Source organism: Pseudomonas graminis (assembly GCF_900111735.1).
Classification (GTDB): domain Bacteria; phylum Pseudomonadota; class Gammaproteobacteria; order Pseudomonadales; family Pseudomonadaceae; genus Aquipseudomonas; species Aquipseudomonas graminis.
Window position 1 is genome coordinate 23,676 of sequence record NZ_FOHW01000001.1, and the last position, 25,992, is coordinate 49,667.

Annotated in this window: 26 protein-coding genes, 1 pseudogene and 1 riboswitch; of the genes and pseudogenes, 11 read left to right on the forward strand and 16 right to left on the reverse strand. The window is 61.7% G+C overall.

Annotated features, from left to right (window positions below):
- Nucleotides 1-240 precede the first annotated feature (240 nt).
- The 5 genes from BMY98_RS00105 to BMY98_RS00125 all read right to left on the reverse strand — a co-directional run bounded on the left by BMY98_RS00105 (nt 241) and on the right by BMY98_RS00125 (nt 5,397).
- The gene (locus BMY98_RS00105) at nt 241-1,047 is read right to left on the reverse strand and encodes an ABC transporter ATP-binding protein (RefSeq protein WP_074883034.1); all 807 of its coding nucleotides are present in this window, start codon (nt 1,045-1,047) and stop codon (nt 241-243) included.
- Nucleotides 1,044-2,075 carry a FecCD family ABC transporter permease gene (locus BMY98_RS00110; protein WP_074883037.1) on the reverse strand — a complete coding sequence of 344 codons (1,032 nt, stop codon included), beginning with the start codon at nt 2,073-2,075 and terminating at the stop codon, nt 1,044-1,046. Before BMY98_RS00110 ends, BMY98_RS00105 begins: the two co-directional genes overlap by 4 nt.
- Before the next feature lie 11 nt (nt 2,076-2,086).
- Entirely contained in the window at nt 2,087-3,088 is a 1,002-nt protein-coding gene (locus BMY98_RS00115) for an ABC transporter substrate-binding protein (RefSeq protein WP_074883041.1), read from the reverse strand.
- Between the two features lie 143 nt (nt 3,089-3,231).
- A riboswitch (cobalamin riboswitch) is annotated at nt 3,232-3,428 on the reverse strand.
- A 190-nt stretch (nt 3,429-3,618) separates the two neighbouring features.
- A complete protein-coding gene (locus BMY98_RS00120; protein WP_074883043.1) occupies nt 3,619-4,341 on the reverse strand; it encodes an aspartate/glutamate racemase family protein in 723 nt (240 codons plus the stop codon).
- Nucleotides 4,342-4,401: 60 nt separating this feature from the next.
- Nucleotides 4,402-5,397, reverse strand: a complete 996-nt coding sequence (locus BMY98_RS00125; RefSeq protein WP_074883046.1) for an aldo/keto reductase — start codon at nt 5,395-5,397, stop codon at nt 4,402-4,404.
- A 225-nt stretch (nt 5,398-5,622) separates the two neighbouring features.
- Here BMY98_RS00125 and BMY98_RS27195 point away from each other — a divergent pair, with 225 nt between their 5' ends.
- Nucleotides 5,623-5,787, forward strand: a complete 165-nt coding sequence (locus BMY98_RS27195; protein WP_175514125.1) for a hypothetical protein — start codon at nt 5,623-5,625, stop codon at nt 5,785-5,787.
- Between the two features lie 12 nt (nt 5,788-5,799).
- Here the strand turns inward: BMY98_RS27195 and BMY98_RS00130 are convergent, their stop codons facing one another.
- From BMY98_RS00130 to BMY98_RS27940, 6 genes and pseudogenes are all read right to left on the reverse strand, one after another.
- On the reverse strand, nt 5,800-6,549 hold the full coding sequence (locus BMY98_RS00130) for an endonuclease/exonuclease/phosphatase family protein (RefSeq protein ID WP_425438833.1): 750 nt from the start codon (nt 6,547-6,549) through the stop codon (nt 5,800-5,802).
- Between the two features lie 231 nt (nt 6,550-6,780).
- Entirely contained in the window at nt 6,781-8,007 is a 1,227-nt protein-coding gene (locus BMY98_RS00135; protein WP_139214412.1) for an MFS transporter, read from the reverse strand.
- Nucleotides 8,008-8,327: 320 nt separating this feature from the next.
- Nucleotides 8,328-9,914, reverse strand: coding sequence for an ABC-F family ATPase (locus BMY98_RS00140; protein WP_074883050.1), 1,587 nt, complete (start codon nt 9,912-9,914; stop codon nt 8,328-8,330).
- Nucleotides 9,915-10,246: 332 nt separating this feature from the next.
- Entirely contained in the window at nt 10,247-10,777 is a 531-nt protein-coding gene (locus BMY98_RS00145; RefSeq protein WP_074883053.1) for a GAF domain-containing protein, read from the reverse strand.
- A gap of 151 nt (nt 10,778-10,928) precedes the next feature.
- Nucleotides 10,929-11,483 (reverse strand): methyl-accepting chemotaxis protein, encoded by a 555-nt coding sequence (locus BMY98_RS27935; protein WP_425438834.1) that lies wholly within the window; start codon nt 11,481-11,483, stop codon nt 10,929-10,931.
- Nucleotides 11,463-12,239 (reverse strand): annotated as a pseudogene (locus BMY98_RS27940) (PAS domain-containing protein); the annotation flags it as partial. The pseudogene BMY98_RS27940 and the gene BMY98_RS27935, both read right to left, overlap by 21 nt.
- Between BMY98_RS27940 and BMY98_RS27200 the strand changes: the two are divergent.
- A complete protein-coding gene (locus BMY98_RS27200; protein WP_175514126.1) occupies nt 12,168-12,452 on the forward strand; it encodes a hypothetical protein in 285 nt (94 codons plus the stop codon). The pseudogene BMY98_RS27940 and the gene BMY98_RS27200 overlap by 72 nt on opposite strands.
- A 17-nt stretch (nt 12,453-12,469) precedes the next feature.
- On the opposite strand, the gene BMY98_RS00155 is transcribed toward BMY98_RS27200, so the two are convergent.
- Nucleotides 12,470-12,838 carry an NUDIX hydrolase gene (locus BMY98_RS00155; protein WP_074883059.1) on the reverse strand — a complete coding sequence of 123 codons (369 nt, stop codon included), beginning with the start codon at nt 12,836-12,838 and terminating at the stop codon, nt 12,470-12,472.
- A 583-nt stretch (nt 12,839-13,421) separates the two neighbouring features.
- On the opposite strand from BMY98_RS00155, the gene BMY98_RS00160 reads away from it, so the two are divergent.
- The 8 genes from BMY98_RS00160 to kdgK all read left to right on the forward strand — a co-directional run bounded on the left by BMY98_RS00160 (nt 13,422) and on the right by kdgK (nt 19,962).
- Nucleotides 13,422-14,270: a transporter substrate-binding protein gene (locus tag BMY98_RS00160; protein ID WP_074883062.1), complete on the forward strand. Its 849-nt coding sequence runs from the start codon at nt 13,422-13,424 to the stop codon at nt 14,268-14,270.
- 75 nt (nt 14,271-14,345) lie between these two features.
- Complete coding sequence (locus tag BMY98_RS00165; RefSeq protein WP_074883065.1) at nt 14,346-15,008, forward strand: amino acid ABC transporter permease; 663 nt, start codon at nt 14,346-14,348, stop codon at nt 15,006-15,008.
- 12 nt (nt 15,009-15,020) lie between these two features.
- Complete coding sequence (locus BMY98_RS00170; RefSeq protein WP_074883069.1) at nt 15,021-15,683, forward strand: amino acid ABC transporter permease; 663 nt, start codon at nt 15,021-15,023, stop codon at nt 15,681-15,683.
- Entirely contained in the window at nt 15,680-16,471 is a 792-nt protein-coding gene (locus BMY98_RS00175; protein ID WP_074883072.1) for an amino acid ABC transporter ATP-binding protein, read from the forward strand. Before BMY98_RS00170 ends, BMY98_RS00175 begins: the two co-directional genes overlap by 4 nt.
- A gap of 24 nt (nt 16,472-16,495) precedes the next feature.
- Entirely contained in the window at nt 16,496-16,882 is a 387-nt protein-coding gene (locus BMY98_RS00180) for a RidA family protein (RefSeq protein WP_074883073.1), read from the forward strand.
- A gap of 103 nt (nt 16,883-16,985) precedes the next feature.
- Nucleotides 16,986-17,750 (forward strand): IclR family transcriptional regulator, encoded by a 765-nt coding sequence (locus BMY98_RS00185; protein WP_074883076.1) that lies wholly within the window; start codon nt 16,986-16,988, stop codon nt 17,748-17,750.
- A 40-nt stretch (nt 17,751-17,790) separates the two neighbouring features.
- On the forward strand, nt 17,791-19,008 hold the full coding sequence (locus tag BMY98_RS00190) for an amino acid deaminase (RefSeq protein WP_074883079.1): 1,218 nt from the start codon (nt 17,791-17,793) through the stop codon (nt 19,006-19,008).
- Between the two features lie 12 nt (nt 19,009-19,020).
- Entirely contained in the window at nt 19,021-19,962 is a 942-nt protein-coding gene (gene kdgK / locus BMY98_RS00195; protein WP_074883082.1) for a 2-dehydro-3-deoxygluconokinase, read from the forward strand.
- Between the two features lie 248 nt (nt 19,963-20,210).
- On the opposite strand, the gene BMY98_RS00200 is transcribed toward kdgK, so the two are convergent.
- On the reverse strand, nt 20,211-20,486 hold the full coding sequence (locus BMY98_RS00200) for a peptidylprolyl isomerase (protein WP_037009819.1): 276 nt from the start codon (nt 20,484-20,486) through the stop codon (nt 20,211-20,213).
- Nucleotides 20,487-20,697: 211 nt separating this feature from the next.
- Here BMY98_RS00200 and BMY98_RS00205 point away from each other — a divergent pair, with 211 nt between their 5' ends.
- A complete protein-coding gene (locus BMY98_RS00205; protein WP_074883085.1) occupies nt 20,698-21,864 on the forward strand; it encodes a PilT/PilU family type 4a pilus ATPase in 1,167 nt (388 codons plus the stop codon).
- Between the two features lie 259 nt (nt 21,865-22,123).
- Here the strand turns inward: BMY98_RS00205 and BMY98_RS00210 are convergent, their stop codons facing one another.
- The 3 genes from BMY98_RS00210 to BMY98_RS00220 form a co-directional block, all read right to left on the reverse strand.
- Nucleotides 22,124-22,894, reverse strand: a complete 771-nt coding sequence (locus tag BMY98_RS00210) for a 3-hydroxybutyrate dehydrogenase (RefSeq protein ID WP_074883088.1) — start codon at nt 22,892-22,894, stop codon at nt 22,124-22,126.
- A 10-nt stretch (nt 22,895-22,904) separates the two neighbouring features.
- On the reverse strand, nt 22,905-24,296 hold the full coding sequence (locus tag BMY98_RS00215) for a GntP family permease (RefSeq protein ID WP_074883091.1): 1,392 nt from the start codon (nt 24,294-24,296) through the stop codon (nt 22,905-22,907).
- Nucleotides 24,297-24,553: 257 nt separating this feature from the next.
- Nucleotides 24,554-25,969, reverse strand: coding sequence for a sigma-54 interaction domain-containing protein (locus BMY98_RS00220; protein WP_074883805.1), 1,416 nt, complete (start codon nt 25,967-25,969; stop codon nt 24,554-24,556).
- Nucleotides 25,970-25,992 lie beyond the last annotated feature (23 nt).

Genomic DNA, 25,992 nt, shown 5'->3' on the forward strand with positions numbered 1-25,992 from the left:
GGTCCTGGCACCGCCAATCGCGACTTTGGTGCAGGCTGAACGCAGGTCTCGCGCAGTGGGCCGAGCGGCATGGATGCCGCGAGAGCCGCCCCCCGCCATGGATGGCGGATGGCGGCGGGCCCACGGAGCGAGACCGGAGTGAAGGAACCCTGAGAAACGAAGGGCCCAACCGAGAGCAAGCACCCTTGGTTACTTGGGGTGCTTTTCCAAGTAACTCGCCGAAGGCGAAACAGTCTGCCCCTAGGCAGACGCTTGTGATTCTGGCGCCCTCAGCCTTAACACACGAGCCCCGTCAAACGGATCAACCAACCAATGCCCCCGCACGCCAAAAACCTCATCCAATAGCGCCGGCGACAACACATCAAAGGGCGACCCCAACGCCACCAACCGCCCACCATCCATCACCGCCAGACGATCACACCCCAACGCCTGATTCAAATCATGCAACGCCACCACCGTCGTCACCGGCAAATCCTGCACCAACCGCAAAATCGACAACTGCTGCTGAATATCCAAATGATTCGTCGGCTCATCCAGCAACAACACCTGCGGCCGCTGCGCCAAAGCCCGCGCAATATGCCCGCGCTGCTGCTCCCCACCCGACAACGTATGCCACGCCCGATGCGCCAGGTGCTGCAAACTCACATCCGCAATCGCCTGCGCCACAATCCGGTCATCCTCGTCGCCCCACGGCGCCAGCGCCGACAGCCACGGCGTACGCCCCAGCTCAACCGCCTGCAACAGACTAATCGAATCGCCGGTCTGCGCATGCTGCTCCACCACCGCCACCTGCCGCGCAATGTCCCGCCGGCTCAGCGCCGACAAGCGCTTCCCGCCCAGGCGAACTTCGCCCTGGGACGGCCTTTGAATCCCCGCCAGCAACTTCAACAGCGTCGACTTCCCCGAGCCATTGGGCCCGACGACCCCCAGGTTTTCCCCCGGCTGAATCGCCAGGCTCACGCCACTGAGCAGTGTCGCGCCCTTGACCGAGTAACTCAAGTCGCTGCCTTCGAGCATGGCGCCGGGCACCTCCTGACGGGTGCTCATCGAGGACGATTCCCACGGACCAGAATCATCGCGAAGACCGGCGCGCCCACCAGCGCCGTGATCACCCCGATCGGCAACACCTGACCTTTGATCAACGTGCGCGACAGCACATCGGCGGCGATCATGAACAGCGCGCCGATCAAGGCGCTGAGAGGCAACAACCGCGCATGGCGCACTCCGGCCATCAGGCGCACCGCGTGGGGAATCACCAGGCCGACGAAGCCGATGGAGCCGACGATCGACACCATCACCGCCGTCATCAGCGCGGCGGTCAGGATCAGCACGGCCTGCACCCGGCGCACCGGAATGCCCAGTGAAGCGGCCGAATCGCTGCCGAACGTGAACGCATCCAGCGCGCGCCGATGCCACAGACACACCAGCAAGCCGAGCACCACGACCGGTACCGACAGCGCCACCGACGACCAGCGCACGCCGCTGAGATTGCCCAGCAACCAGAACATGATCCCGCGGGCCTGCTCGGCATTGGCGGACTTGGTGATCAGGAATGACGTCAGGGCGTTGAACAACTGGGACCCGGCGATGCCCGCCAGAATAATCTGGCCGGCAGCGGTCTGGCCCCGAGAGGAGCGGGCGAGCAGGGCAACCAGCGCGAAGGCGGCGATCGCGCCGGCAAACGCGCCGGTGGACAGGGAAATGGTTCCGGCGCCGATGCCGATGATAGCCACCAGCACCGCGCCGGTCGAAGCGCCGGCGGAAATGCCCAGCAAATAGGGATCGGCCAGCGGGTTGCGCAGCAGCGATTGCAAGACCACGCCCGACACCGCCAGCCCTGCGCCGCAGGTGGCGGCCACGATGGCCCGGGTCAGGCGGTAATTCCAGACAATGCCCTCATCGATGGGATCGAGGGGAAAGCCTGCGGCCCACAGCTTGTTGGCCAGCACCTGAACGATCACCGGCAGGCTGATCGACGTCTCGCCGATGGCGACGCCCGCCAGCACCGCCAACGCCAGCAGCGCGATGGCCCAGGCGCCATGCCCGAAGATTCGGACGACGCTCGACCGAGGCATGCTGACTGACGTCATTGTGCTTGAGTGGCCTGGGCCAGTTGTTCGATGCCGTCGAACAGGCGCACGCTGGACTCCATGGCGCTGGCGTCCATGATCACGATGCGATTGTGCTTCACCGCATCCATGTTGCGGGTGACCGGGTCGGAGCGGAGGAAGGCCAGCTTCTTCTCGTGATCGTCAGCCGGGAAGCGGCGACGGTCCATACGCGCGATGACCAGCACGGTCGGGTTCGCCTTGGCGATGGTTTCCCAGCCCACGGTCGGCCATTCCTCATCGGAGTCGATGACGTTACGCATGCCGAGGGTGTCGAGCATGAAGTTGGGAATGCCCTTGCGCCCGGCCACGTAGGGGTCGACGTTGAGGTCCGGGCTGGAAAACCAGAACACCGCCGAGACAGGCGGATTGGCGTGGGCTTTCGCCTGCGCCACGGCCTGGGCCAGCCGGGTCTGGTACTCGGTGATCAGTTGCTCGCCTCGGTCCTGTACGTCGAAGATCTGCGCCAGCTGACGCAGGCTTTTGTACAGCGTGTCGATGCGGAAGGCTTCGAGGCGCGTGCCGTCGGCGCCGACCCGATTGTTCTTGCCTTCGCAGTCAGACGGCAGAATGTAGGTGGGGATGCCCAGATCGCGAAACTGCTCGCGGGTGCCGACCGCGCCTTGTGGCCCGACCATCCACTCAAACTGCACCGGGACGAAATCCGGTCGTTTGCCGATCACCGATTCGAAGCTCGGCGCATTGTCGGCGAGGCGCTCGATGCGCTCGTTGAGGGTTTGGTACTGGGGCAGGACGGGGTTGAACCACAGTGACGTGCCGACCACGTTAGGGCCCAGGCCCAGTGCATACAACATCTCGGTGGCGGCCTGGCCGATGGTCACGGTTTTCTGCGGGGCGTGGGTGAAGGTCAACGCTTCGCCGCAGTTGTCCACTGTTAAAGGGTAAACCGTCGACGCCGCGAGCGCGGCGGTGGGCAAGGTCAGCGTGACGAGCAGGGCAGCGAGGCGGCGCAGCGGCATGAACAGCGATCTCCAGAAAGCCTGAATGCATGGCGAAGCAGGCGCTGGAAAGTCCATCCCGACAGGCGCCCCAAAGATAAAGGCGCGCACAGCGTGCGCGAACGACGCACGAACGGGAGTCCTTCCCCGGACACCCCGCCGGTGAATGAATATGCTGGCCGGCAGGTCTCCTGACTGGTGCTTCATCGCTCTGCTTCGGCCTTCCCGGCGTGACCCAGTGGCAAACAGGAAACAGAGCTCAGCGCCTACAGTTGCGGGGACAGTTCCGTTTCAGCGCGAAGGCACGCGCCTGGGGATTCCCTATTAATTCCGAGTGGAAACCGGCGGCGGGGATACTAAACGATTCGGCGAGTGGAGGCGAATGCAGCGGTGGTGTGGCAGAGGCTAATACCTGTGGGAGTGAGCTTGCTCGCGAAGAGGCCGGCACATCCGCTAAATCTTCAGCGGCCGGGATGCAGTCTTCGCGAGCAAGCTAACTCCTACAAGGGTTCGTGTTGTCTGCGCGCTCTTCGTAAGTCCAGTGGAGCTGCCTACAATTTAAATGGCCAACCGATGATCTTCTTCGGCCGTGGCGTGGCGTAGGTCCGTACTTTCGAGGTCTTCAGTCCAAGTCGTACCAACGATTCCGCCAGCGCGACGGCCGCGGTGACGCCATCCACCACGGGCACGCCGGCGCGTTCGCGGATGAGTTGATCCAGCCCGGCCATGCCGCCACAGCCCAGGCAGATCACCTCGGCCTTGTCCCGGTTCACCGCTTCGATGGCTTGCTCGACGATCGCTTCGACCGCTCGCTCCGGCGATTCCTCCAGCTCCAGCACGCTCATGCCGCTGGCCAGCACCGACGCGCAGCGCTCGTACACCCCGGCCAGCTTCAGGCGGTCTTCGATCAACGGCACGGTGCGGTCCAGCGTGGTGACCACCGCGTATTTATGCCCTAGCAGCATCGCCAGGCTGGCCGCCGCTTCGGTGATGTCCACCACCGGCACCTCGAGCAGTTCCTGCAAGCCTTCGCGGCCATGCTCGCCGTAGCCGGCTTGAATCACCGCGTCATAAGGCCCTTCGTAGGACATGACCCGATCCATCACCGCGATGGCGGCCAAGTAACTTTCAAAATTGCCTTCCACCGACTCGGCGCCGAAGCGCGGGGTCAGGCCGATGATTTCCGTGCCGGGGGAGGCCACGCTGCGAGCCTGCTCGGCGATGGTTTCGGTCATGGATTCGGTGGTGTTGACGTTGACGATCAGAATTCGCATGGACAGATCTCGCGCGGGGAACAAAGCCGGGCGTCTGGCCCGGCGTCGTTGGGCACGATATCAGTCTTTCATCGGCACGGGCGCCTGCAGGGCAATGAAGCCCTGATCGCGCATGGCCTGCCAGAAACCATCCGGCACCTGGGCGTTGAGCGCGGTAACGTCCTCAATAATGCGCGACGGCCGGCTCGCGCCCGGAATCACGGCGGCTACCAGCGAATTGGCGAGGACGAACTGCAGTGCTGCGGACTTGATATCGACCTGATACTGCCGAGCGATTTCCTGGATGTGCGCCACTTTGTCGAGCATCGCCTGGGACGCTTCCTGGTATTCGAAATGCTTGCCGCCCACCAGCACGCCGGAGCTGTAAGGGCCGCCGACAACGAACTCGGCATTGTGCTGGCGAGCCTTGTCGAACAGCCGTTGCAGCGGCTGGTCATGATCGAGCAGCGAATAACGGCCGGCCAGCAGGAAGCCATCGGGCTGCGCTTCTTCCAAGTCCAGCGTCAGTTCGCACGGCTCAACGCGGTTGACCCCCAGGCCCCAGGCCTTGATCACGCCTTCTTCGCGCAGGCGGGTGAGGGCGCGGAAAGCCCCGGTGCGTGCGATGTTGAAATGCTCGATCCAGGCATCGCCATGGGCGTCCTGGGCGACGTCGTGGACAAACACGATGTCCAGCCGATCAGTGTTCAAACGCTTCAAGCTCGCTTCAATCGAACGCAGCGTGGCGTCGGCGGAGTAGTCGGTGACGATCTTGTTTTTCAGGCCTTCGGCGAACGGACCGCTGCGGGTCTCGGTGTCGATCTCGTCGGAGATCAGCCGGCCGACTTTGGTGCTCAGGGTGTACTGCTCGCGGGGGACGCCGGCGAGGGCCTTGCCCAGACGCTGTTCGGACAGCCCGGCGCCGTAGATCGGAGCGGTGTCGAAATAGCGAATGCCCTGGTCCCAGGCAGCTTGAACGGTGGCCGCTGCTTCCTCTTCGTCGATGGTGCGAAACATGTTGCCAAGGGGCGCGGAGCCGAAGCCCAGGCGGCCTATGATTTTGTCGTGCAGACTCATGGAAGGTGTCCTGTGGGGTGAAGCGTGTGTGGATGCGCGACGCCTTGCGCCGCATTTGCCGGATTAAAAACAGCGTGATGAACCCGGCGAGGCTTCTTTACTGACTGTTGATTGGTGCAGGGGTTCTTCCTGGTGTGGGCCGGTCGTGTTGCACCTGAGGCGCCTGCTAAGCTCAACGCACCAGACTGAGCCTTTGTCGAACCTACCGAAACGAGAGGAAATGCCATGCAATCTCACTCCCCCGACGCTGCACCCCTTGCACCGCACCCTGAGCATCAGCCAGACGACGAAGACACAGCCTTCGATGCCGACATGGACCCGGGAAACGAAGACCCGGGCTCCCAGTTTGATCGTGACGCCACTGTTCCCCTGATTGATCCGGATAAATAAGGGCGCAGTTCATTACAGATGCACTTCGACCGCCAGCGGCAGGTGATCGGATAAATGCGTCCACGGCCGCGTGCCGAGGATTTTCGGATGATGGCTGGTGGCGTTGCGCAGGTAGATGCGGTCCAGTCGCAACATCGGGAAACGTGCCGGGTAGGTCTTGGCGAGCCGCCCCTGACTGCGCTCGAAGGCTTCATGCAGGTAGCCACAGCGCCGCAGACGTTTGTTGCCCTGCAGCTGCCAGTCGTTGAAATCGCCGGCGATCACCACCGGGGCGTCTTCGGGCAGGGAGTCGAGCAGGTCGCAGAGCAGATTCAGCTGCAACTGACGGTGACTTTCCAGCAGACTGAGGTGCACGCAAATCGCGTGGACTTCGGCATGCCCCGGCACTTGCAGCACGCAATGCAACAGGCCCCGGCGTTCCGGTCCGGTGATCGAAATGTCCAGATTGCGGTAATGCAGGATCGGGTATTTGGACAGCAGCGCGTTGCCGTGGTGGCCGTCGGGGTAAACCGCATTGCGGCCGTAGGCGAAGTCCGTCCACATGCTGTCGGCGAGAAATTCGTAGTGCGGCGTGTCGGGCCAGTCTTCGTACTTGGCGGCATGGCGGTCATGGCCGCCAAGGACTTCCTGGAGAAACACCAGGTCGGCACCGGTGCTGCGCACGGCTTCACGTAACTCCGGCAGGATGAAACGCCGGTTCAGTGCAGTGAAGCCCTTGTGGGTGTTCACGGTCAGCACGCGCAGTTTGTGGACTTCACGCAGCGTGGCCGGGGCTGGAGGGGTAGCGTTCGAGCCAGCGGGATCGGGGGTCACGCCCTCACTCCTGTTCGGGGGATGTGCTATTCCGACCGGGACGCGAGGCGGCAGTTCAGCTTTTGTAGAACCGGCTTCAGCCGATAGATTTCAACCGCCAGTAAGACCTGTTGCAGGATCGCTGGCCTCTTCCCTCTGTAGGACCGGCTTTAGCCGGGAAGCCTTTATACCGCGCGTCCTCTACACCCGCGTGTCGATCGGCGCCCTGCGCGACAGCACCACCGCCAGCGTCAATGCCGCCACCGACAACACTGCAGCGAAAAAGAAAATCCAGCCGTAGCCCATGCCCAGCGCCACCGCGCCCATCAGCGGTCCGGCGATGGCCAGCGCCAAATCGAAGAACACTGCATAAGCGCTGAGTCCGGCACCGCGACTGCTGTTGGGTACCTGCTTGATGGCCTCGACGCCAAGCGCGGGATACACCAGCGACAAACCAAAACCGGTCAGCCCGGCGCCGATAAGGGCGAAGGTGGTGTCGGGGGCCAGCCACAGCATCAGCAGACCCAGGGTTTCCACCGAGATGCAGACGATCGCCGAGCGAAAGCCGCCGAAGCGGTTGATCGCATTAATGAACAGCAGGCGTGCGACGATGAAGCAGATGCCGAATACCGTCAGGCACCAGGCGGCGCCTTCCCAGCCGCGGGCCATGTAAAACAGAGTGATGAACGTCGTCAGCGTGCCGTAGCCGATGGAGGACAAGGTCAGGCTCAGGCCAAATGGCGCCACTCGGCCGAACACTGAGAAGAACGGCAGGCGCTCGCCGCGCACCACCGGAATTGCCGGTTTGTTGCAGATCAACAGCAGTGCCCCGGCCGCCAGCACGAACAGCACCACGCCCAGGCTGGCAAAGCCCAGCGCCCCGACCATCACCACCCCGAGGGGGGCGCCGATGGCGATGGCGCCGTAAGAGGAGATGCCGTTCCAGGAAATCGAGCGAGCCGTGTGCTCCGAACCGACCTGGCCGATGCACCAGCTGATGGTGCCCACGCCGATCAAGCCCTGGGACGCGCCGAGGAACAGCCTCGCTATTATCAGGATCGTCAGGCTGACGCCGGCGAAACGCTCCAGCAATATCGCTGCGAGGGTCAGCACGCCGCTCAACGCGATGCCTGAAAGCCCATAAACGATGGCGCGCTTGGTGCCGATGGTGTCACAGATGCGTCCGGCCACCGGGCGACTCAACAGCGTCGCCAGGTACTGCGCGCCGATCACCAGCCCCGCAACCACCGCGCTGAAGCCCAGTTGGTCGTGCACATAGCCGGGCATCACCGCGATAGGCAGCCCGATGCACAGGAAGGCGATGAAGGTGTAGACGACGATGGAGACGATTTGCAGCGTGATTGCCATTGAACGGGCGTCACGGGCGGGCGAATTGGCAGGCGTATCGGGGGGCAGGGCGGCTGACATGGGGACGCTTCGCAGGAGCGGTGGGAGTGCCGCATCATCGCCCGAGGTGTCGGGAAATGAAAGCTGGCTAACGGTTTTTCTCCGGGATCAGAGGGTGCCTCGCCTGGCGCATTCCCGGCTGAAGCCGGTTCCACTTACTCACCGCGTGATTCCAGTGGGACCGGCTTTAGCCGGGAAAGCGTCGGATGTCACACCGCAGGATTGTGGGCGCCTGGCCTGGGCATTCCCGGCTCAAGCCGCTGCCACTGTCACAAAAAAGCCCCGTCACTGTGGACGGGGCTCTCTGGTTTCAGCTTCACTCTGTCAGCGGATTGCCCTGATCAGAACGCGACGCCCTGGCTGCGCAGGTAGTCGTCGTAGGTGCCGCTGAAGTCGGTCACGCCACTTGGGCTCAGCTCGATGATCCGAGTGGCCAGGGACGATACGAACTCGCGGTCGTGGCTGACGAAGATCAGCGTGCCCGGGTAGTTCTCCAGCGCCAGGTTCAGCGCCTCGATCGATTCCATGTCCAGGTGGTTGGTCGGCTCGTCCATGATCAGCACGTTAGGCTTCTGCAGGATCAGCTTGCCGAACAGCATGCGGCCTTGCTCACCACCGGAGATCACCTTGACCGACTTGAGGATCTCGTCGTTGGAGAACAGCATCCGGCCCAGGGTGCCGCGAATGACTTGTTCACCTTGAGTCCATTGCCCCATCCAGTCGAACAGGGTGACATCGTCTTCGAAGTCGTGTGCGTGGTCCTGGGCGTAGTAACCCAGCTCTGCCGCATCGGTCCACTTGATCGTGCCGGCATCCGGGGTCAGCTCGTTGACCAGAGTGCGCAGCAGGGTGGTTTTACCGATACCGTTCGGGCCGATGATCGCAACGCGCTCGCCCGCTTCGACCTGAAAGCTGAAGTTCTTGAACAGTGGCTTGCCGTCGAAGCCTTTGGCCATTTGGTCAATGATGACCGCCTGACGGTGCAGCTTCTTGTTCTGATCAAAACGGATGAACGGGCTGACGCGGCTCGAAGGCTTGACCTCGGCCAGCTGGATCTTGTCGATCGCCTTGGCGCGGGAAGTGGCCTGCTTGGCTTTCGAGGCGTTGGCCGAGAAGCGGCTGACGAACGACTGAAGCTCGGAGATCTGGGCTTTCTTCTTGGCGTTGTCCGACAGCAACTGCTCGCGGGACTGGGTCGCCACGGTCATGTACTCGTCGTAGTTACCCGGGAACAGGCGCAGCTCGCCGTAATCCAGGTCAGCCATGTGGGTGCACACGCTGTTGAGGAAGTGACGGTCGTGAGAAATGATGATCATCAGGCTGGAGCGCTGGGTCAGGATGTTTTCCAGCCAGCGAATCGTGTTGATGTCCAGGTGGTTGGTCGGTTCGTCGAGCAACAGCACTTCAGGATCGGAGAACAGCGCCTGGGCCAGCAGCACGCGCAGTTTCCAGCCAGGGGACACTTCGCTCATCGGGCCGAAGTGCTGCTCGATGCCGATGCCCAGACCGAGCAACAATTCCCCGGCACGGGATTCGGCGGTGTAGCCGTCCATCTCGGCGAACTCGGTTTCCAGCTCGGCAACGGCCATGCCGTCTTCTTCGGTCATTTCCGGCAGCGAGTAGATGCGATCGCGCTCGGCCTTGACCTTCCACAGCTCTTCGTGACCCATGATCACGGTGTCGATGACGGAGAAGTCTTCGTAGGCGAACTGGTCCTGGCGCAATTTACCCAGACGCACGTTCGGTTCGAGCATTACCTGGCCGCCGGACGGCTCCAGGTCGCCGCCAAGGATCTTCATGAAGGTGGACTTGCCACAGCCATTGGCGCCGATGAGGCCATAGCGGTTGCCACCGCCGAATTTGACCGAAACGTTCTCGAACAGCGGCTTGGCGCCAAACTGCATGGTGATGTTAGCTGTGGAAATCAATTGCTTATCCTGGATTGTTTACAAGGGGCTGATTGGCGATGGCCTTTGACGCCTGGTGGCGATTGCTCGTGATCCAACCAGCAGCCTGCACGTCACCGATGACGGCGACATGACCTGATGAAGATGGGTGAACGGGAGCAGCGTCCGATACGGGTTCAGCGGGTGACCGAGATGCATCGACCACGCTTGCTGTGCGGCAGAAGACGCACAGGTCTGGGGCGCGCGCCGCGACCCCGTGAAAGGCTCAAGCGGCGCATGCGAATTCAAGGCGCGGCAGTGTAACACCGTCTTGGTTATCCACCTACCGCCGCTCGCCGGTGAGGATCACCTGATCAAGCGTGCTCGACCTGCGTCCTGACCTTGTTCACTGTGGAGTAATGGGAGAACACGATGCAGCCGATCAGTCGGGAGAACAGGCCGAGGGTTTCGACGAGGTCAGGGCTTTCGAAGGTGCTGGCTTTGGAGTCGAGCAGGCACAACGCGCCGAACAGCTGGCCATCGGGCAGGCTGATCGGCACGCCAATGTAGCTTTCGATGGCGTATTTCTTGACCACGGGGCGCCCGGCATAGCGCTCGTTTTTGCTGATGCTGGGGATTATCAGTGCCTTTGGGTTTTCGATCAGCTCGTTGCACAGCGTGGTTTCCAGCTCCAGCACTTCGCCTTCCTGGATGCCAATGTGAATCTCGTCGTAGACCGCGCAGGCGACCCACTCGGAGTCGGTGAACTTGGCAATGCCAGCGAAGCGCATACCGGTCAGCCGCGTCACGAGCCTGAGGACGTTCGTCGTCGCTTCAACCTCGGCGATCGCCGAACGCTCGGCAATGGTCAGCAAATCCGGGCAGAGCAGGGAATCCAAAGCCATTGTCGGCTCCATGTCAACGTGGGGTGGCATACCCGGATGGGGCCACATATGTGGCGCAGATTAGCATTTTGTAGGGCAGGCGTATCTCCCGCTCAGCGCGCTGCGACCATTTGTCATGGGTAACCCGCCTCGAGGGCGTGGGTGGCCGCTGTCAAAGCTGGTGGTTAAAGCGCTGCACCGCCCCAACAACTTGCCGCGCGCCTTCCTGAATTTCCACAATCACGCTGCCGGCCTGATTGGCCAGCGACAGCCCCTGTTCGGCCTGGGCGCGGGTGCTGCCCATGTCCTTGACCACGTCATCCACCAGTTTCTGGTTCTGCTGCACCACAGCGACGATTTCTTCGGTCGCGGTGCTGGTGCGCCCGGCCAGTTGACGCACTTCATCGGCCACCACGGCAAAGCCACGGCCTTGCTCACCGGCGCGCGCGGCTTCGATGGCGGCGTTGAGCGCGAGCAAATTGGTCTGTTGGGCGATGCCGCCGATGGTTTGCACGATGGTGCTGATCAGCAGCGACTGCTTGCCCAGCGCTTCCATGCCATGGGAGGCAGAGAGCATCTGGTCGGCGATGCCGTTCATGGTTTCCACGGTGCTGTTGATCACTGCCGCGCCACGCTGCGCCGAGACGTCCGTGCGTTGGGAGATCTCAAAGGCAGTGCCGGCCGCCACGCTGATTTCCGCTTCGCGACGGACCTGATCGGTTATCACGGTGGCGAATTTCACCACTTTATAAAGCTCACCCTGGGTATCGTGCACCGGATTGTAGGTCGCTTCGAGCCAGACCTCTTCGCCACGGCTGTTGATGCGCTTGAACCGGTCGGCCACGAAATCGCCGTTGTTCAGGCGTTTCCAGAAGGTTTTGTAGTCTTCGGTGGCGGCGAATTTAGGGTCACAGAACAGGCTGTGGTGCTTGCCCAGAATCTGATCCTGGCTGTAGCCCATTTCCTGAAGGAAGGACTGGTTAGCCTTTAATACGTGGCCGTCGAGGTCGAATTCGATGACCGCTGTCGAGCGAAGCAGGGCGTTGATGAACGACTCGTTTTCCCGGGCCTTGTTGATTTCGGCGGTGACATTGGTGGCCAGGCATTTGAGCGCGACCAGCTGACCCAGCTCATTTTTCAATGGCGACCAGCTGGCGTGAACCCAGATCAGCGAACCGTTCTTGCTGATGAAACGGTAGTCGTCGGTTACCGGGGTGCCACTGGCCGCCGCTGCCTTGAAATTGCGGAAACACGGCATCGTTGCAACATAGGTCGGAATGAACGCCGCCATGGGCTGGCCGACCAGTTCGTCACGGGAATAGCCGATGGCAGCGCAGAACTTGCTGTTGGCGTCCGTGATGCGCAATTCGGCATCCACCGTCAGCGACAGCATCTCCTGCATGAGGGCGTCGTGAAAATTTTTGAGTGTGACCAGCTCCGAGCTCAGAGTGGACACTTGCTTTTTGATTTTGGAATTAAACATCTGCCGCTCCTTGGATATGCTCACTTAAATGTCGGCGTTCATATGCCGAAATTAAGCCCGGTCGTCAGAATATTTATAGATCAGGCGGGGAGAAAAGGAGGGCGCTGGCAAGGAATTCTGGACAAGAAAAAGCCCGCGATGGGGGGTGCGGGCTTAAAGTCAGTCTTGGAGGAGCAAGTTAAGACTACCGCCCCCGATGTGAAAAACCTGTGAACGCCTCTCAACAACACTTAATAAATAGCATTGGTCAGAAAAGCCTTCACGATGGACTTCGCCGCCGGGCTGACTTTCTGATCGCCCAACTCTTTGCTGGTAAACCACTTGCAGTCGGCAATTTCGTTATGGGGCGCCGGGGTTACGATCATCGTGACCGACACTTCAAACACGTGATGCAACACGGTGCTGCCTTCGAACCGGGTGATGTACGCCAGGTCTTCCAGGATCAGCCCGGTTTCTTCGCGTAATTCGCGGGCAGCCGCCTGCGCAGGCGATTCATCGGCTTCAACCTTGCCGCCCGGGAGGTTCCACCGGGCGTTGGATTTGCGCACGTAAAGGATCTGGTTGTCCCTGCGGCAAATGACTGTGGCTCGTTCTTTCATTGGGGTTCCTCCACCCTACAACCGTAAAAGCGCCTGCCGTCCATGCATGTTCACGCGGTTGTCATAAAAGCTTCATAAAGACGTTTGAAGCACTAAGGGTGCCAATGTTCCCTTGACCGTAATAAATCGGCGGGTGTTACGAAAACAATAGTCGGATTGGGGAAGATTCAGGGTTAACCGGCCCAACGGCGTTTTTTTGGCCCTGGTGGGCGGCACGCTCCCACGAGCCTTGATGACAGTGCTGGCTTGCCGCGCTGCTTAGGGTTCCTGCACGGGGGAAGGTGCCCATGGCGCGATGAACGGCGCATCAGCACCAAGCGTTCGTGCGCACTATTGGCGCAGCGCGCACACCAGTGGGGCCCGCTTCCCATTCCGTGGGGTGATCCGTAGCGCTACATGTCACCTGTAATCCGCTGTTTCCGGCGTGTGCCCCTTGAATTTCAGGGCAAGTCCTTGAAACCTCCGACAATTCCCCGGGCTTCTTTTGCCACGCGACTCTGTGGCACACTTTCTGCTGTCTATTCCGTTGTGGCAAACAAGGTTCCGCTATAGCGGAATAAATACAACCGGCGGAGTTTCTCTCATGCGGCGCGGATCCCTTTCTTTGAAAGCTTGTGCATTGGCCCTGATAACGGCAGCGACGTTCGTAACAACGACCTATGCGGCCGACAGCAAGCTGGACAACGTCCTGCAGCGCGGCCATCTCATTGTGGGTACGGGGAGCACCAATGCCCCTTGGCACTTCCAGGGTGCAGACGGCAAGTTGCAGGGTTTTGATATCGACATCGCGCGCATCGTCGCCAAAGGTCTGTTCAATGACCCGAGCAAGGTCGAGTTCGTGGTCCAGTCGTCCGACGCCCGAATCCCGAACCTGCTGACGGATAAAGTCGACATGAGCTGCCAGTTCATCACCGTCACCGCGAGCCGGGCCCAGCAGGTGGCGTTCACCTTGCCTTACTACCGGGAAGGCGTTGCGCTGCTGCTGCCGACCAACAGTAAGTACAAGGAAATCGATGACCTGAAAGGCGCCGGCGATGGTGTCACCGTTGCCGTGCTGCAGAACGTCTACGCCGAAGAATTGGTGCATCAGGCGCTGCCCAAGGCGAAGGTCGACCAGTACGACAGCGTCGATCTGATGTACCAGGCCATCAACTCCGGGCGTGCCGATGCGGCGGCCACCGATCAGTCGTCGGTGAAATACCTGATGGTGCAGAACCCCGGCCGCTATCGTTCGCCCGCGTTCGCCTGGAGCCCGCAAACCTACGCGTGCGCCGTCAAGCGTGGTGATCAGGACTGGCTGAACTTCGTCAACACCGCCCTGCATGAAGCCATGACCGGGGTTGAGTTCCCGATGTACGCCGAGTCGTTCAAGAAGTGGTTCGGCGTGGACCTGCCGACCCCTGCGATCGGTTTCCCGATGGAATACAAATAACCCGCGCCGCGTGCGTCGCCCACTGAAGGGGGCGAGGACGGCCGTGGTGCCGTCCCGCCCCAGGTACTGCTGACCATGAATTATCAGCTGAATTTTGCAGCGGTCTGGCGGGATTTCCCCAGTCTGCTGGCAGGGCTGGGGCTCGGCCTGGAACTGGCCCTGATTTCCATCGCCATCGGTTGCGTCATCGGCATGATGGCGGCGTTTGCGATGCTGTCCCGCTACCGGGCGCTGCGCATCGTGGCGTCGGTTTACGTCACCGTCGTGCGCAACACGCCGATTCTGGTGTTGATCCTGTTGATCTACTTCGCCATGCCCAGCCTGGGCATTCGTCTGGACAAGATCCCGTCGTTTATCGTCACCCTCTCGCTGTATGCCGGGGCGTACCTGACCGAAGTGTTCCGCGCAGGGCTGCTGAGCATTCACAAAGGCCAGCGCGAAGCGGGGCTGGCGATCGGCCTCGGCGAATGGCAGGTGCGCGCGTACATCGTCGTTCCGGTGATGTTGCGCAACGTGCTGCCGGCGCTGTCGAACAACTTCATTTCGCTGTTCAAAGACACGTCCCTGGCCGCCGCCATTGCCGTGCCGGAACTGACCTATTACGCGCGCAAGATCAACGTCGAGAGCTACCGGGTGATTGAAACCTGGCTGGTGACCACGGCGCTGTACGTCGCGGCTTGTTACCTGATTGCCATGCTGCTGCGTTACCTCGAGCAGCGTCTGGCGATTCGCCGCTAGGAGGCCCGGAGCATGTACGAACAACCCAGTTGGTTGCATGAATTGTGGATCGCCCGGGAGGCGCTGTGGGCGGGGTTTCTCACCAGCGTGCAGTGCGCGGGCCTGGCGATCGTGTTCGGGACAGTGATTGGCGTGTTTGCCGGGCTGATCCTGACCTACGGCAAATGGTGGGCGCGCCTGCCGTTTCGCGCCTACGTCGATCTGATTCGCGGCACGCCCGTGTTTGTCCTGGTGCTGGCCTGCTTTTACATGGCACCGGCGCTGGGCTGGCAGATCGGCGCGTTCCAGGCCGGTGCGCTGGGGCTGACGCTGTTTTGCGGCTCCCACGTGGCAGAGATCGTGCGCGGCGCGTTGCAGGCCATCCCGCGCGGGCAACTGGAGGCGGGCAAGGCCATCGGCCTGACGTTTCCCCAGTCCCTCAGTTATGTGCTGTTGCCTCAAGCGCTGCGGCAGATATTGCCGACCTGGGTCAATTCGTCGACGGAGATCGTCAAGGCCTCGACACTGCTCTCGGTGATCGGCGTGGCCGAGCTGCTGCTCAGCACTCAGCAGGTCATCGCGCGTAACTTCATGACCCTTGAGTTTTACCTGTTCGCCGGCTTTCTCTTCTTCGTCATCAACTACGCCATCGAGCTTCTTGGGCGGCAAATCGAAAAACGGGTGGCCTTGCCATGACACAGACTCAAACCGCACCTGCCGCCCCGGCTCTGTTGAGCATCGAAGGGCTGCACAAATCCTATGGCCCGGTCGAAGTGCTCAAGGGCGTCGACCTGAAGATGAACAAAGGCAACGTGGTCACGTTGATCGGCTCCAGCGGCTCGGGCAAAACCACGCTGCTGCGGTGCGTCAATCTGCTGGAAGAGTTTCAGGGCGGCCACATTCGTCTCGAAGGCCAGGACATCGGCTACAGCGACGTCAGCGGCAAGCGTGTGCGCCATCCGGAGAAGCTGATTGCGCAGCACCGGGCGATGACCGGGATGGCGTTTCAGCAGTTCAACCTGTTCCCGCACCTGACCGCCCTGCAGAACGTCACCCTCGGCCTGCTCAAAGTGAAGAAGCTGCCCAAGGATCAAGCCATCGCGCTGGCCGAAAAGTGGCTGGAGCGCGTCGGCCTGCTGGCGCGGCGCAATCACTTTCCCGGTCAGTTGTCCGGCGGCCAGCAGCAGCGGGTGGCGATTGCCCGGGCCATTGCGATGAACCCGAGCCTGATGCTGTTCGATGAAGTGACGTCAGCACTGGACCCGGAGCTGGTCGGTGAGGTGCTCAGCGTGATCAAGGGCCTGGCAGAAGAGGGCATGACCATGCTGCTGGTGACCCATGAGATGCGCTTCGCCTATGAGGTGTCCGATCAGATCGTGTTCATGAACCAGGGCCGCATCGAAGAGCAGGGGCCGCCCAAGGCATTATTCGAACAACCCAAGTCAGCACGTCTGGCTGAATTCCTCAAGAACATTCGTTTTTAAGACGCTCGATCAAAGGAGATTTTCATGAGCATTACTCGTTACGGCGCCGGCAGTACCGCAGGTGGCGGCCAGCCACGTCCATTCGCCCGCGCCGTCGAAGCCGATGGCTGGCTGCATGTGTCGGGTCAGGTGCCGGCCGAAAACGGTGAGATCATCAACGGCGGGATCGTCGAGCAAACCCACAAGACCATGCAGAACCTGGTGGCGATTCTGACCGAGGCCGGTTATGGCCTGGAAGATGTTGTGCGCGTCGGCGTGTGGCTGGAAGACCCGCGTGATTTCTGGAGCTTCAACAAGGTCTTCGGCGAGTACTTCTCCCCGGAACACGCACCGGCCCGTGCCTGCGTGCAGGCCAACATGATGGTCGACTGCAAAGTCGAGATCGACTGCATTGCCTACAAGAAGAAGTAGGGAGCAGCGGCAAGCTTTAAGCTGCAAGTCGGCAGAGCGCTGATGCAACACTTGCCGCTTGAAGCTTGCAGCTTGAAACTTCCTTTTAGCCTGGAGCTGCTCTATGACCGAAGACACCATCAAACGCCGGGCCCGTGGTTTAGACCGGGCGTTCGATATTCTGGATTTTCTCAAGGAAACCGGCACGCCGTTGCGGCCCAACGAGATCGCCAGCGGCATCGGCAGCCCGAAATCGACGGTGTATGAGCTGGTCAGTTCGCTGCTGGAACGGCGCATCCTCGAGACCGTCGGCAAGGACGGCCACGTGTACCTGGGCCGGCAGTTGTACTTCCTTGGGCAGGCGCATCTGCGCCATTTCGACTTCACCCGCGAGGCCGAAGTCAGCCTGGGTGAAATCGTCGAGCAGACCCGGGAAACCGCGCAGATGTGTCTGCTCAATGGCCGCAAATACACCGTCGCCTTGATGAAAGAGGGCGCGCGGCATTTCCGTATTTCGTCGGACATCGGCGAGGACGCGCCGATCCCGTGGACCGCTTCGGGCCGTCTGCTGCTCGGGCACCTCACCGATCAGGCGATCGTCAACCTGATCGACGACGAGGATTTCATCCTGCCGGACGGCAAACGCCTGCCCATCGGGACGTTCTTGGCCGAGATCCGCAAGGCCCATGACGAAGGCTTCTTTTCCTTCGACAGCATCGCCGACACCTTCACCCATTGCTTCGCCGCACCCGTGCGGGACAAACAGGGCATCTGCATCGCGACCCTGTGCATCGTCGCCCCGCGGGCCGATGCCACGGCCCACTACGATCATTACCGCCGCGTGTTGATCGACAGCGCCAACGGCCTGGCGCGGCGCGTCATCGAATAGCGTTGCCGTACACACGAACAAAAAATTCAGGAGAACAGAGATGAGCATTGCCGCGATTGAAAAGGGCGCCACGCAACCCGGCGACCACCTGGTGCGCGACGTCAGCCTGCCCGCGCTGGTCATCCACGACACGGCGCTGGAGCACAACCTGCGCTGGATGCAGAAGTTCGTCAGCGACAGCGGCGCCGAACTGGCACCCCATGGCAAGACCAGCATGGTCCCGGCGCTGTTTCTCCGGCAATTGCAGCACGGCGCGTGGGGCATGACCCTTGCCACGGCGGTGCAGACCCGCGCGGCCTACGCCCATGGCGTGCGTCGAGTGCTGATGGCCAATCAACTGGTCGGCGCGCCGAACATGGCAATCATCGCCGAGATGCTCACTGACGGGATGTTCGACTTTCACTGCATGGTCGATCACCCGGACAACGTCAAGGCGCTGGGCGAGTTCTTCGCCGCCAAGGGCCTGAACCTGAATGTGATGATCGAGTACGGTGTGGTCGGCGGACGTTGCGGCTGCCGCAGTGAAGCCGAAGTCATGTCCCTGGCCGACGCGATTGCTGCACAGCCGGCGCTGAAGCTGACCGGTATTGAGGGCTACGAAGGCGTGATCCATGGCGAACAGGCCGTGAGCGGCATTCGCGCGTTCGCCACGTCGCTGGTACGGCTGGCCGTCACGCTGCAGGACAAGGGCGCGTTTGCGCTGGAACGCCCGATTGTCACAGCCTCGGGTTCGGCCTGGTACGACCTGATTGCCGAGGAATTCGACAAGCAGCAGGTGCGCGAGCGTTTCCTCAGCGTGCTGCGGCCCGGCAGTTACGTGGTTCACGACCACGGCATCTACAAAGACGCGCAGTGCTGCGTGCTCGACCGACGGCACGACCTGAGCGAGGGCTTGCGCCCGGCGATGGAAGTCTGGGCACACGTGCAGTCGATGCCCGAGCCGGGCTTTGCGGTGATTGCCATGGGCAAGCGCGACGTGGCGTTTGACGCCGGTATGCCCAACCCGATCAAACGGTATTCCCCAGACGCGGCCCCGGGCGTCCTGTCAGCCAGTGGCGAGGATGTCAGCGCGTGCACAGTGACGGCAGTGATGGACCAGCACGCGTTCATGACGGTTGCGCCGGGCTGCGAGTTGAAGGTTGGCGATATCATTTCGTTTGGCACTTCGCACCCGTGCCTGACCTTCGACAAATGGCGCACGGGGTGCCTGGTCGGCGATGACCTGCGCGTCATCGAATCCTTCGATACCTGCTTCTGACAGGAGTTTGCAATGAGTGAAATGGTCAGTCACAGCTATCCCCGCGTTGCCCTGATCGGCGAATGCATGATCGAGTTGCAACAGCACGCCAACGGCACGCTCAAGCAGAGCTTCGGCGGCGACACGCTGAATACTGCGGTGTACCTTTCGCGCCTGCTCGGCTCGGCGGCGCAGGTGGATTACGTCACAGCGCTGGGCGACGACAGTTTCAGCGACGCGATGTGCCAGGTCTGGACGGATGAGGGCATTGGCCTGAGTCGGGTACAGCGTCTGCCGGGGCGTTTGCCGGGTCTGTATTGCATTCAGACCGACGCCAATGGCGAGCGGCGTTTTCTCTACTGGCGCAACGAGGCGGCGGTGCGCGAATGCTTTACCACCCCGGCGGCCGAACCGGTGCTGGCCGCGCTGCCGGAGTACGACGTGCTGTATTTCAGTGGCATCACCCTGGCGGTGCTGGGTGAAACCGGCAGGGCGCGGCTGTTGTCGACCCTTGGCGAGGCCCGGGACCGAGGGGCGCGGGTGGTGTTCGACAACAATTACCGTCCGCGCTTGTGGCGCAGCGTTGAGCAAGCGCGGCAGGCTTATCGTGCTGTCATGCACGAAGTCGATCTGGCGCTGCTGACCGAGGAGGACGAGCAGGCGCTGTTCGACTACACCGACGGCGAGCAGATTTTGCAGACCTATCGGGACCTGGGCGTCAGCGAGGTGGTGGTCAAGCGCGGTGCGCAGAGCAGTCTGGTCAGTGTCGACGACCGACGTTATGAAGTGCCTGCCCATACCGTGCAGAAAGTCATCGACACCACGGCAGCGGGGGATTCGTTTAGCGCGGCCTATCTGGCCCGGCGTCTGCGCGGCGGCGGTCCGAAAGATGCGGCCAACGCCGGACATCAGTTGGCAAGCCTGGTGATTCAGCACCCGGGGGCGTTGATACCGAGGAGTGTGATGCCGGTCTGAAGCAGCTCATTGTGCCCACGCGTACTCTGTGGGACCGGCTTTAGCCGGGAAGGCGTCATGTGTCACACCGCGAAATCGAGGGTGTGCATTCGGGCCTCTTCCCGGCTAAAGCCGGTCCCACAAGGGGGCCGCGTTTCTTCAGTTGGCCCTCACCACCCATCCCACTGAATGCACGCCATGCTGTAGTGGGACCGGCTTCAGCCGGGAAGGGGACCGTGAGATCGCTGCAAGGGTTGCGGCTGTACCCCTCAATCCCGATAAAACACCTGCACCAAGTGATACCCGAACTTGCTTTTGACCGGACCATGCACGGTCCGCAACGGCTTTTTGAAGATCACCTGGTCAATCGCGCCGACCATCTGACCCGGCCGTACCTCACCCAGGTCGCCGCCGCGCTTGCCGCTCGGGCACGTCGAATACTTCTTCGCCAGCACGTCAAAGGCTTCGCCCTTGGCAATGCGCTGCTTCAGTTGCTCGGCTTCTTCAGCGGTCTTGACCAGGATGTGGCGGGCTTGGGCTTTCATGATGCACCGGAAGTCTCGATAAAAAAGCCGCGCATTATGCCTTTGCTGCACGATTTCGGGTAATTTCCCACACCTTGACCGGACAAATGTGTGTCTCGGCGCCAGGACAGGCCTGCCAGGGCCAGTTAAACAGCCCGAACGTTGAAACCGGTCGACGGTCGACACACTGTAGGCCTGCTGTCTCCTCAAATCTCTTGTGTGGTGTTGCCTTATGGATTTCCCGGCGTTGTTGAAAGTGCTTGCCACCCAGGATGGATCGGACCTCTATCTGTCCACCGGCGCGCCCCCCTGCGCCAAGTTCAACGGCGTACTCAAGCCGCTGGGTACTGAAGCGTTCAAGCCCGGTGACGTCGCGGTGATTGCCAACGGCATCATGGACGCCGAGCAGCGCGTGGATTTCGAACGCGATCTGGAAATGAACCTGGCGTTTTCGCTGTCCGGTGTAGGGCGATTCCGGATCAACATCTTCAAGCAGCGCAACGAAGTGTCGATCGTGGCGCGCAACATCAAGCTCGACATCCCCAAATTCGAAGACCTGCACCTGCCACCGATCCTGCTCGATGTGATCATGGAGAAGCACGGTCTGGTGCTGTTCGTCGGCGCCACCGGTTCGGGTAAATCGACGTCGCTGGCCGCGCTGATCGACCACCGCAACCGTCACGCCAGCGGCCACATTATTACCATCGAAGACCCGGTGGAGTTCATCCACAAACACAAGCGCTCGATCATCAATCAGCGCGAAGTGGGCGTCGATACGCGAAGCTTCCACGCGGCGCTGAAAAACACCCTGCGTCAGGCGCCGGACGTGATCCTGATCGGCGAAATCCGCGACCGCGAGACCATGGAGCACGCCCTGGCGTTTGCCGACACCGGCCACCTGGCGATCTCGACCCTGCATGCCAACAACGCCAACCAGGCGCTGGACCGCATCATCAATTTCTTCCCGGAAGAGCGCCGTCCTCAGCTATTGCATGACCTGGGCAACAACCTCAAGGCGTTCGTCTCCCAGCGGCTGGTCAAGACCACCGATGGCAAGCGCCGCGCGGCGGTGGAGGTGATGCTGGGGACGCCCACCATTCGCGACCTGATCCACCGCAACGAATTGACCGAACTCAAGGGCATCATGGAAAAGTCCACCAATCTGGGCATGCAGACCTTTGACAACGCGCTGTATGACCTGGCCGTGGAGGGCGCGATCACCGAAGACGAAGCTCTGAAGAATGCGGATTCGGCCAACAACGTGCGCCTGCGGTTGAAATTGCACAGCGAAGACGGACCATCCACGATCGCCACTGCGCCTCGCGCGCCTCAACCTGCCGCGCAGGTTAACGTGAAGGATTGGGGGCTGGTAGACGAGCGGGACGAGCCGGGGAATTGAGGTTTTCTCGTCGATGATTTTGCGGTGTCATCACCGACGCCGTCCCGGCTAAAGCCGGTCCCACAAATGTCCGCGTGCCCTGGTGGGACCGGCTTCAAAGGGACGAATCGCGAGCCTGCAGCCATTTCGACGGCTGCACGCATGCCTTTTTAGTGGGACCGGCTTCAGCCGGGAAGAGGCCGGTTTGAGCAACACACATTTAGAAGTGAAGCCACCGACGCTTTCCCGGCTAAAGCCAGTCCTACAGGGCTTGCCGCTCTTATCGCGCCAGCCATCCGCCATCGATATTCCACGCCGCGCCCCGCACCTGCGCCCCGGCTTCACTGCACAGAAACAACGTCAGCTCACCCAGCTGCGAAGGGGTCACGAATTCCAGCGACGGCTGCTTCTCCGCCAGCAAGTCATGCTTCGCCTGTTCCAGGTCGCCCGTCACAGCGGCGCGATCATCGATCTGCTTCTGCACCAGCGGCGTCAGCACCCAGCCCGGGCAGATAGCGTTGCAGGTGACATTGCTGGCAGCGGTTTCCAGGCCGACCACCTTGGTCAACCCGATGACGCCGTGCTTGGCGGCCACATACGCCGCCTTGCCCGTCGAACCCACCAGGCCGTGCACCGAGGCAACGTTCACGATTCGCCCCCAGTCCCTGGCACGCATGCCCGGCAGGCACAACCGCGTGCTGTGAAACACCGACGACAGGTTGATGGCGATGATCTGGTCCCAGCGCTCCACCGGAAAATCCTCCACCGCGTCGACGTGCTGAATTCCCGCGTTGTTGACCAGAATGTCGACGCCGCCGAATTCGCGTTCGGCATAGGCAATCAGGTCGGCGATCTGCGCCACATCACTGACGTCCGCGGGATGATGGCCGACCTTCCCGCCGTACTGTTTGACCTGTTCGATCACTGCCGACGCATCGCCGAAGCCGTTGAGCACCAGGTTTGCTCCGGCCTTGGCCAGCGTCAGCGCGATGCCCAGGCCGATGCCGCTGGTGGAGCCGGTGACCAGTGCGGTTTTGCCTTGCAGACTCATGTTCAATTCCTCATACGATGCCGGTTGCATAGAAAACGCCGATCACCACAAACACCGCCAGGGTCTTGATGATGGTGATGCCGAAGATGTCCTTATAGGCCTCGCGGTGGGTCAGGCCGGTGACCGCCAGCAGGGTAATGACCGCGCCATTGTGCGGCAGCGTGTCCATGCCGCCACTGGCCATGGCCGCGACGCGGTGCAACACCTCCAGCGGAATGTTCGCCCCGTGGGCCGCCGCGATAAAGCTGTCGGACATCGCCGCCAGGGCGATGCTCATGCCCCCGGACGCCGACCCGGTGATACCGGCCAGCAAGGTCACGGTAATCGCTTCGTTGACCAAGGGATTGGGAATGCTTTTGAGCCCGTCGGCCAGCACCAGGAATCCGGGCAACGAAGCGATCACCGCACCAAAACCGTATTCCGACGCCGTATTCATCGCCGCCAGCAGTGCACCGCTGACTGCACCCTTGCTGCCTTCGGCCAGCTTGGATTTCACCGTGCTGAAGGCGAACAACAGCACAAACACAATCCCCACCAGCAACGCCGCTTCCACCGCCCAGATCGCGGTGATCTTGGCGATGTCGGTCTGCACCGGCGTGGCCATGCCCGGCAGCGCCAGTGTGTGTGTCTTGCCGTACCACTGGGGAATCCACTGTGTGAACAGCAGGTTCATGATCCCCACCAGCAACAGCGGCGCCAATGCAATCCACGGGTTGGGCAGCGCGATGTCGTTCGGAGTGTCCGGCTCATTGCGCAATTCGGTGCCGTAGCCTTCGCCGGCGCGTTGAGCCCGGTTGCGCTGGCGCTGCAGAAACAGCATGCCGGCGCTGAAGACGAACGCCGTGCCGATCAGACCCAGCCACGGCGCAGCCCACGCCGTGGTGTTGAAGAAGGTCGACGGGATGATGTTCTGAATTTGCGGCGTGCCGGGCAGGGCGTCCATGGTGAACGAGAATGCACCCAGGGCGATGGTCGCCGGAATAAGACGCTTGGGAATGTTGCTCTGGCGGAACATCTCGGCGGCGAACGGGTAGACCGCAAACACCACCACGAACAACGACACGCCGCCGTAGGTCAGCAGCGCGCAGACCAGCACGATCACCAGCATCGCCTGGCGTGTACCCAGCAGGCGAATGGCAGCCGCGACGATGGAGCGCGAGAATCCCGACAGCTCGATCAGCTTGCCGAACACGGCGCCGAGCAGAAACACCGGGAAGTAGAGTTTGACGAAGCCGACCATCTTGTCCATGAACACGCCGGTGAAGGCGGGCGCTACGGCAGAGGGATCGGTGAGCAGTACCGCGCCGAGGGCCGCGATGGGGGCAAAGAGGATGACGCTGTAACCCCGGTAGGCAGCCAGCATCAGCAGCGTAAGCGCCGCTAAAGCGATGATCACACTCATCGAGTGTCTCCTGTTGTTTTTGTTTTGGGTGCGGCAAGGCCGCGCAACAGGAGGTATAGCTACTTTCATGCCATTACGCTAAGTGGCTGATTTTAAAGCGCTTTAGGCTGAGATGTTTTGGGTCGAAATCTTGTATGTCCCGGTTATGAGACTGTTATGGCGGGGACACTGGCTCACAACAGTGAACGGTCTGTGATCGCAACCGCTCTGGAACGGGCATTTTTCCCGTTCTCCCGGAACGTAGACAGGCCGTCTCTTTATTGAGACTCGACAATGCCCAGCGCGGCCATCTTCTTGTACAACGTCGAACGCCCCAACCCCAGCTGCTGCGCCGCGAGAATCACGTTGCCTGCACAGTGCGCCAGCTTCGCCTGGATCAGCTCCCGATCGAAATGGCGCCGCGCCTCGCTGTAGGTCTGGTCATTGGACGCTGACCACGCCGCCACCGGCGGGCTGGCGACCGGCACCAGCGTGCCGATGGCGGCAAGGATGTCGGCGGGGCTGAGCTGCAAATCGTCGCTGAGCAGCGCGGCACGCTCCAGCACGTTGCGCAGCTCGCGGATATTGCCCGGCCAGGCGTGTTGAGCGAGGGCCACCACGGCAGCGGGCGCCAGTTCGTGATGGCTGTGGAGGTCCTCGAGAATCGCTTCGGCCAGCGCAGGAATGTCATCCAGTCGTTCGCGCAACGGCGGCACTTTTATGGGCAGCACGCTCAGCCGGTAATACAGGTCGGCGCGAAACTCGCCACGCTTGATGGCCGCTTCAAGGTCGGTGGAAGTCGCGGCGATCACCCGCACATCGCTTTTGATCATCACGTTGGAGCCCACCGGCTCGTACTCTTTTTCCTGCAGCACGCGCAGCAGCTTGCTCTGCAGCGGCAGCGGCATGTCGCCGATTTCGTCGAGAAACAGCGTGCCGCCCTCGGCCAGGTGCAATTTGCCGTTGCGCCCCTTGCGGTCGGCACCGGTGAACGCACCCGGGGCCGTGCCGAAGAACTCCGCCTCCAGCAACGCCTCGGGAATCGCCGCGCTGTTGATGCTGATAAAGGGTTTATGTGCCCGCGGCGAGCTGTTGTGCACGGCATGGGCGAGCAGTTCCTTGCCAGTGCCGGTTTCACCGAGCAGCAACACCGGGGAATCGGTACTGGCGCTACGCCGTGCGCGGCGTTTGACTTCCAGGCTGGCGGCACTGGTGCCGATGAAGTGGGCGAAGCTGTATTTGGCCTGGCGTGCGCGCAGCAGCGAGCGGGTCGAAGCCAGTTCCTGCTGCATGCTGGAATAGCGCTTGAGCAGCGGCGACAAGGCCTGAAGCTCGTCGAACAGCGCGAAACCGATGGCACCGATCACCGCGCCGCCATCGTCGTGGATCGGCAGGCGCATGACCACCAGCGGGTCCTTCGCCGTGTCCATCATGTCCAGCAAAATCGGCTGGCCGTTACTCGCTACCTGCCGCAGCAGGCTGCCCGGAATCACCTGCTCACAGGGTTGACCGACCGCGCGACTGGGGTCTTCCAGGCCAAAGCGGCGCGCGTAGCGTTCATTGATCCAGACAATGCGGGCGTCGCGGTCAACGATGACCGTGCCTTCACTGGACTGCTCGATGATCTCGAATAGCGAACGGATTGCCAGTCGCCGAACGCGCCGGTAATCCTTCAGGCTTTCATTGTTGTTCATGTGCGGTTCCATCCTTCCTGTTC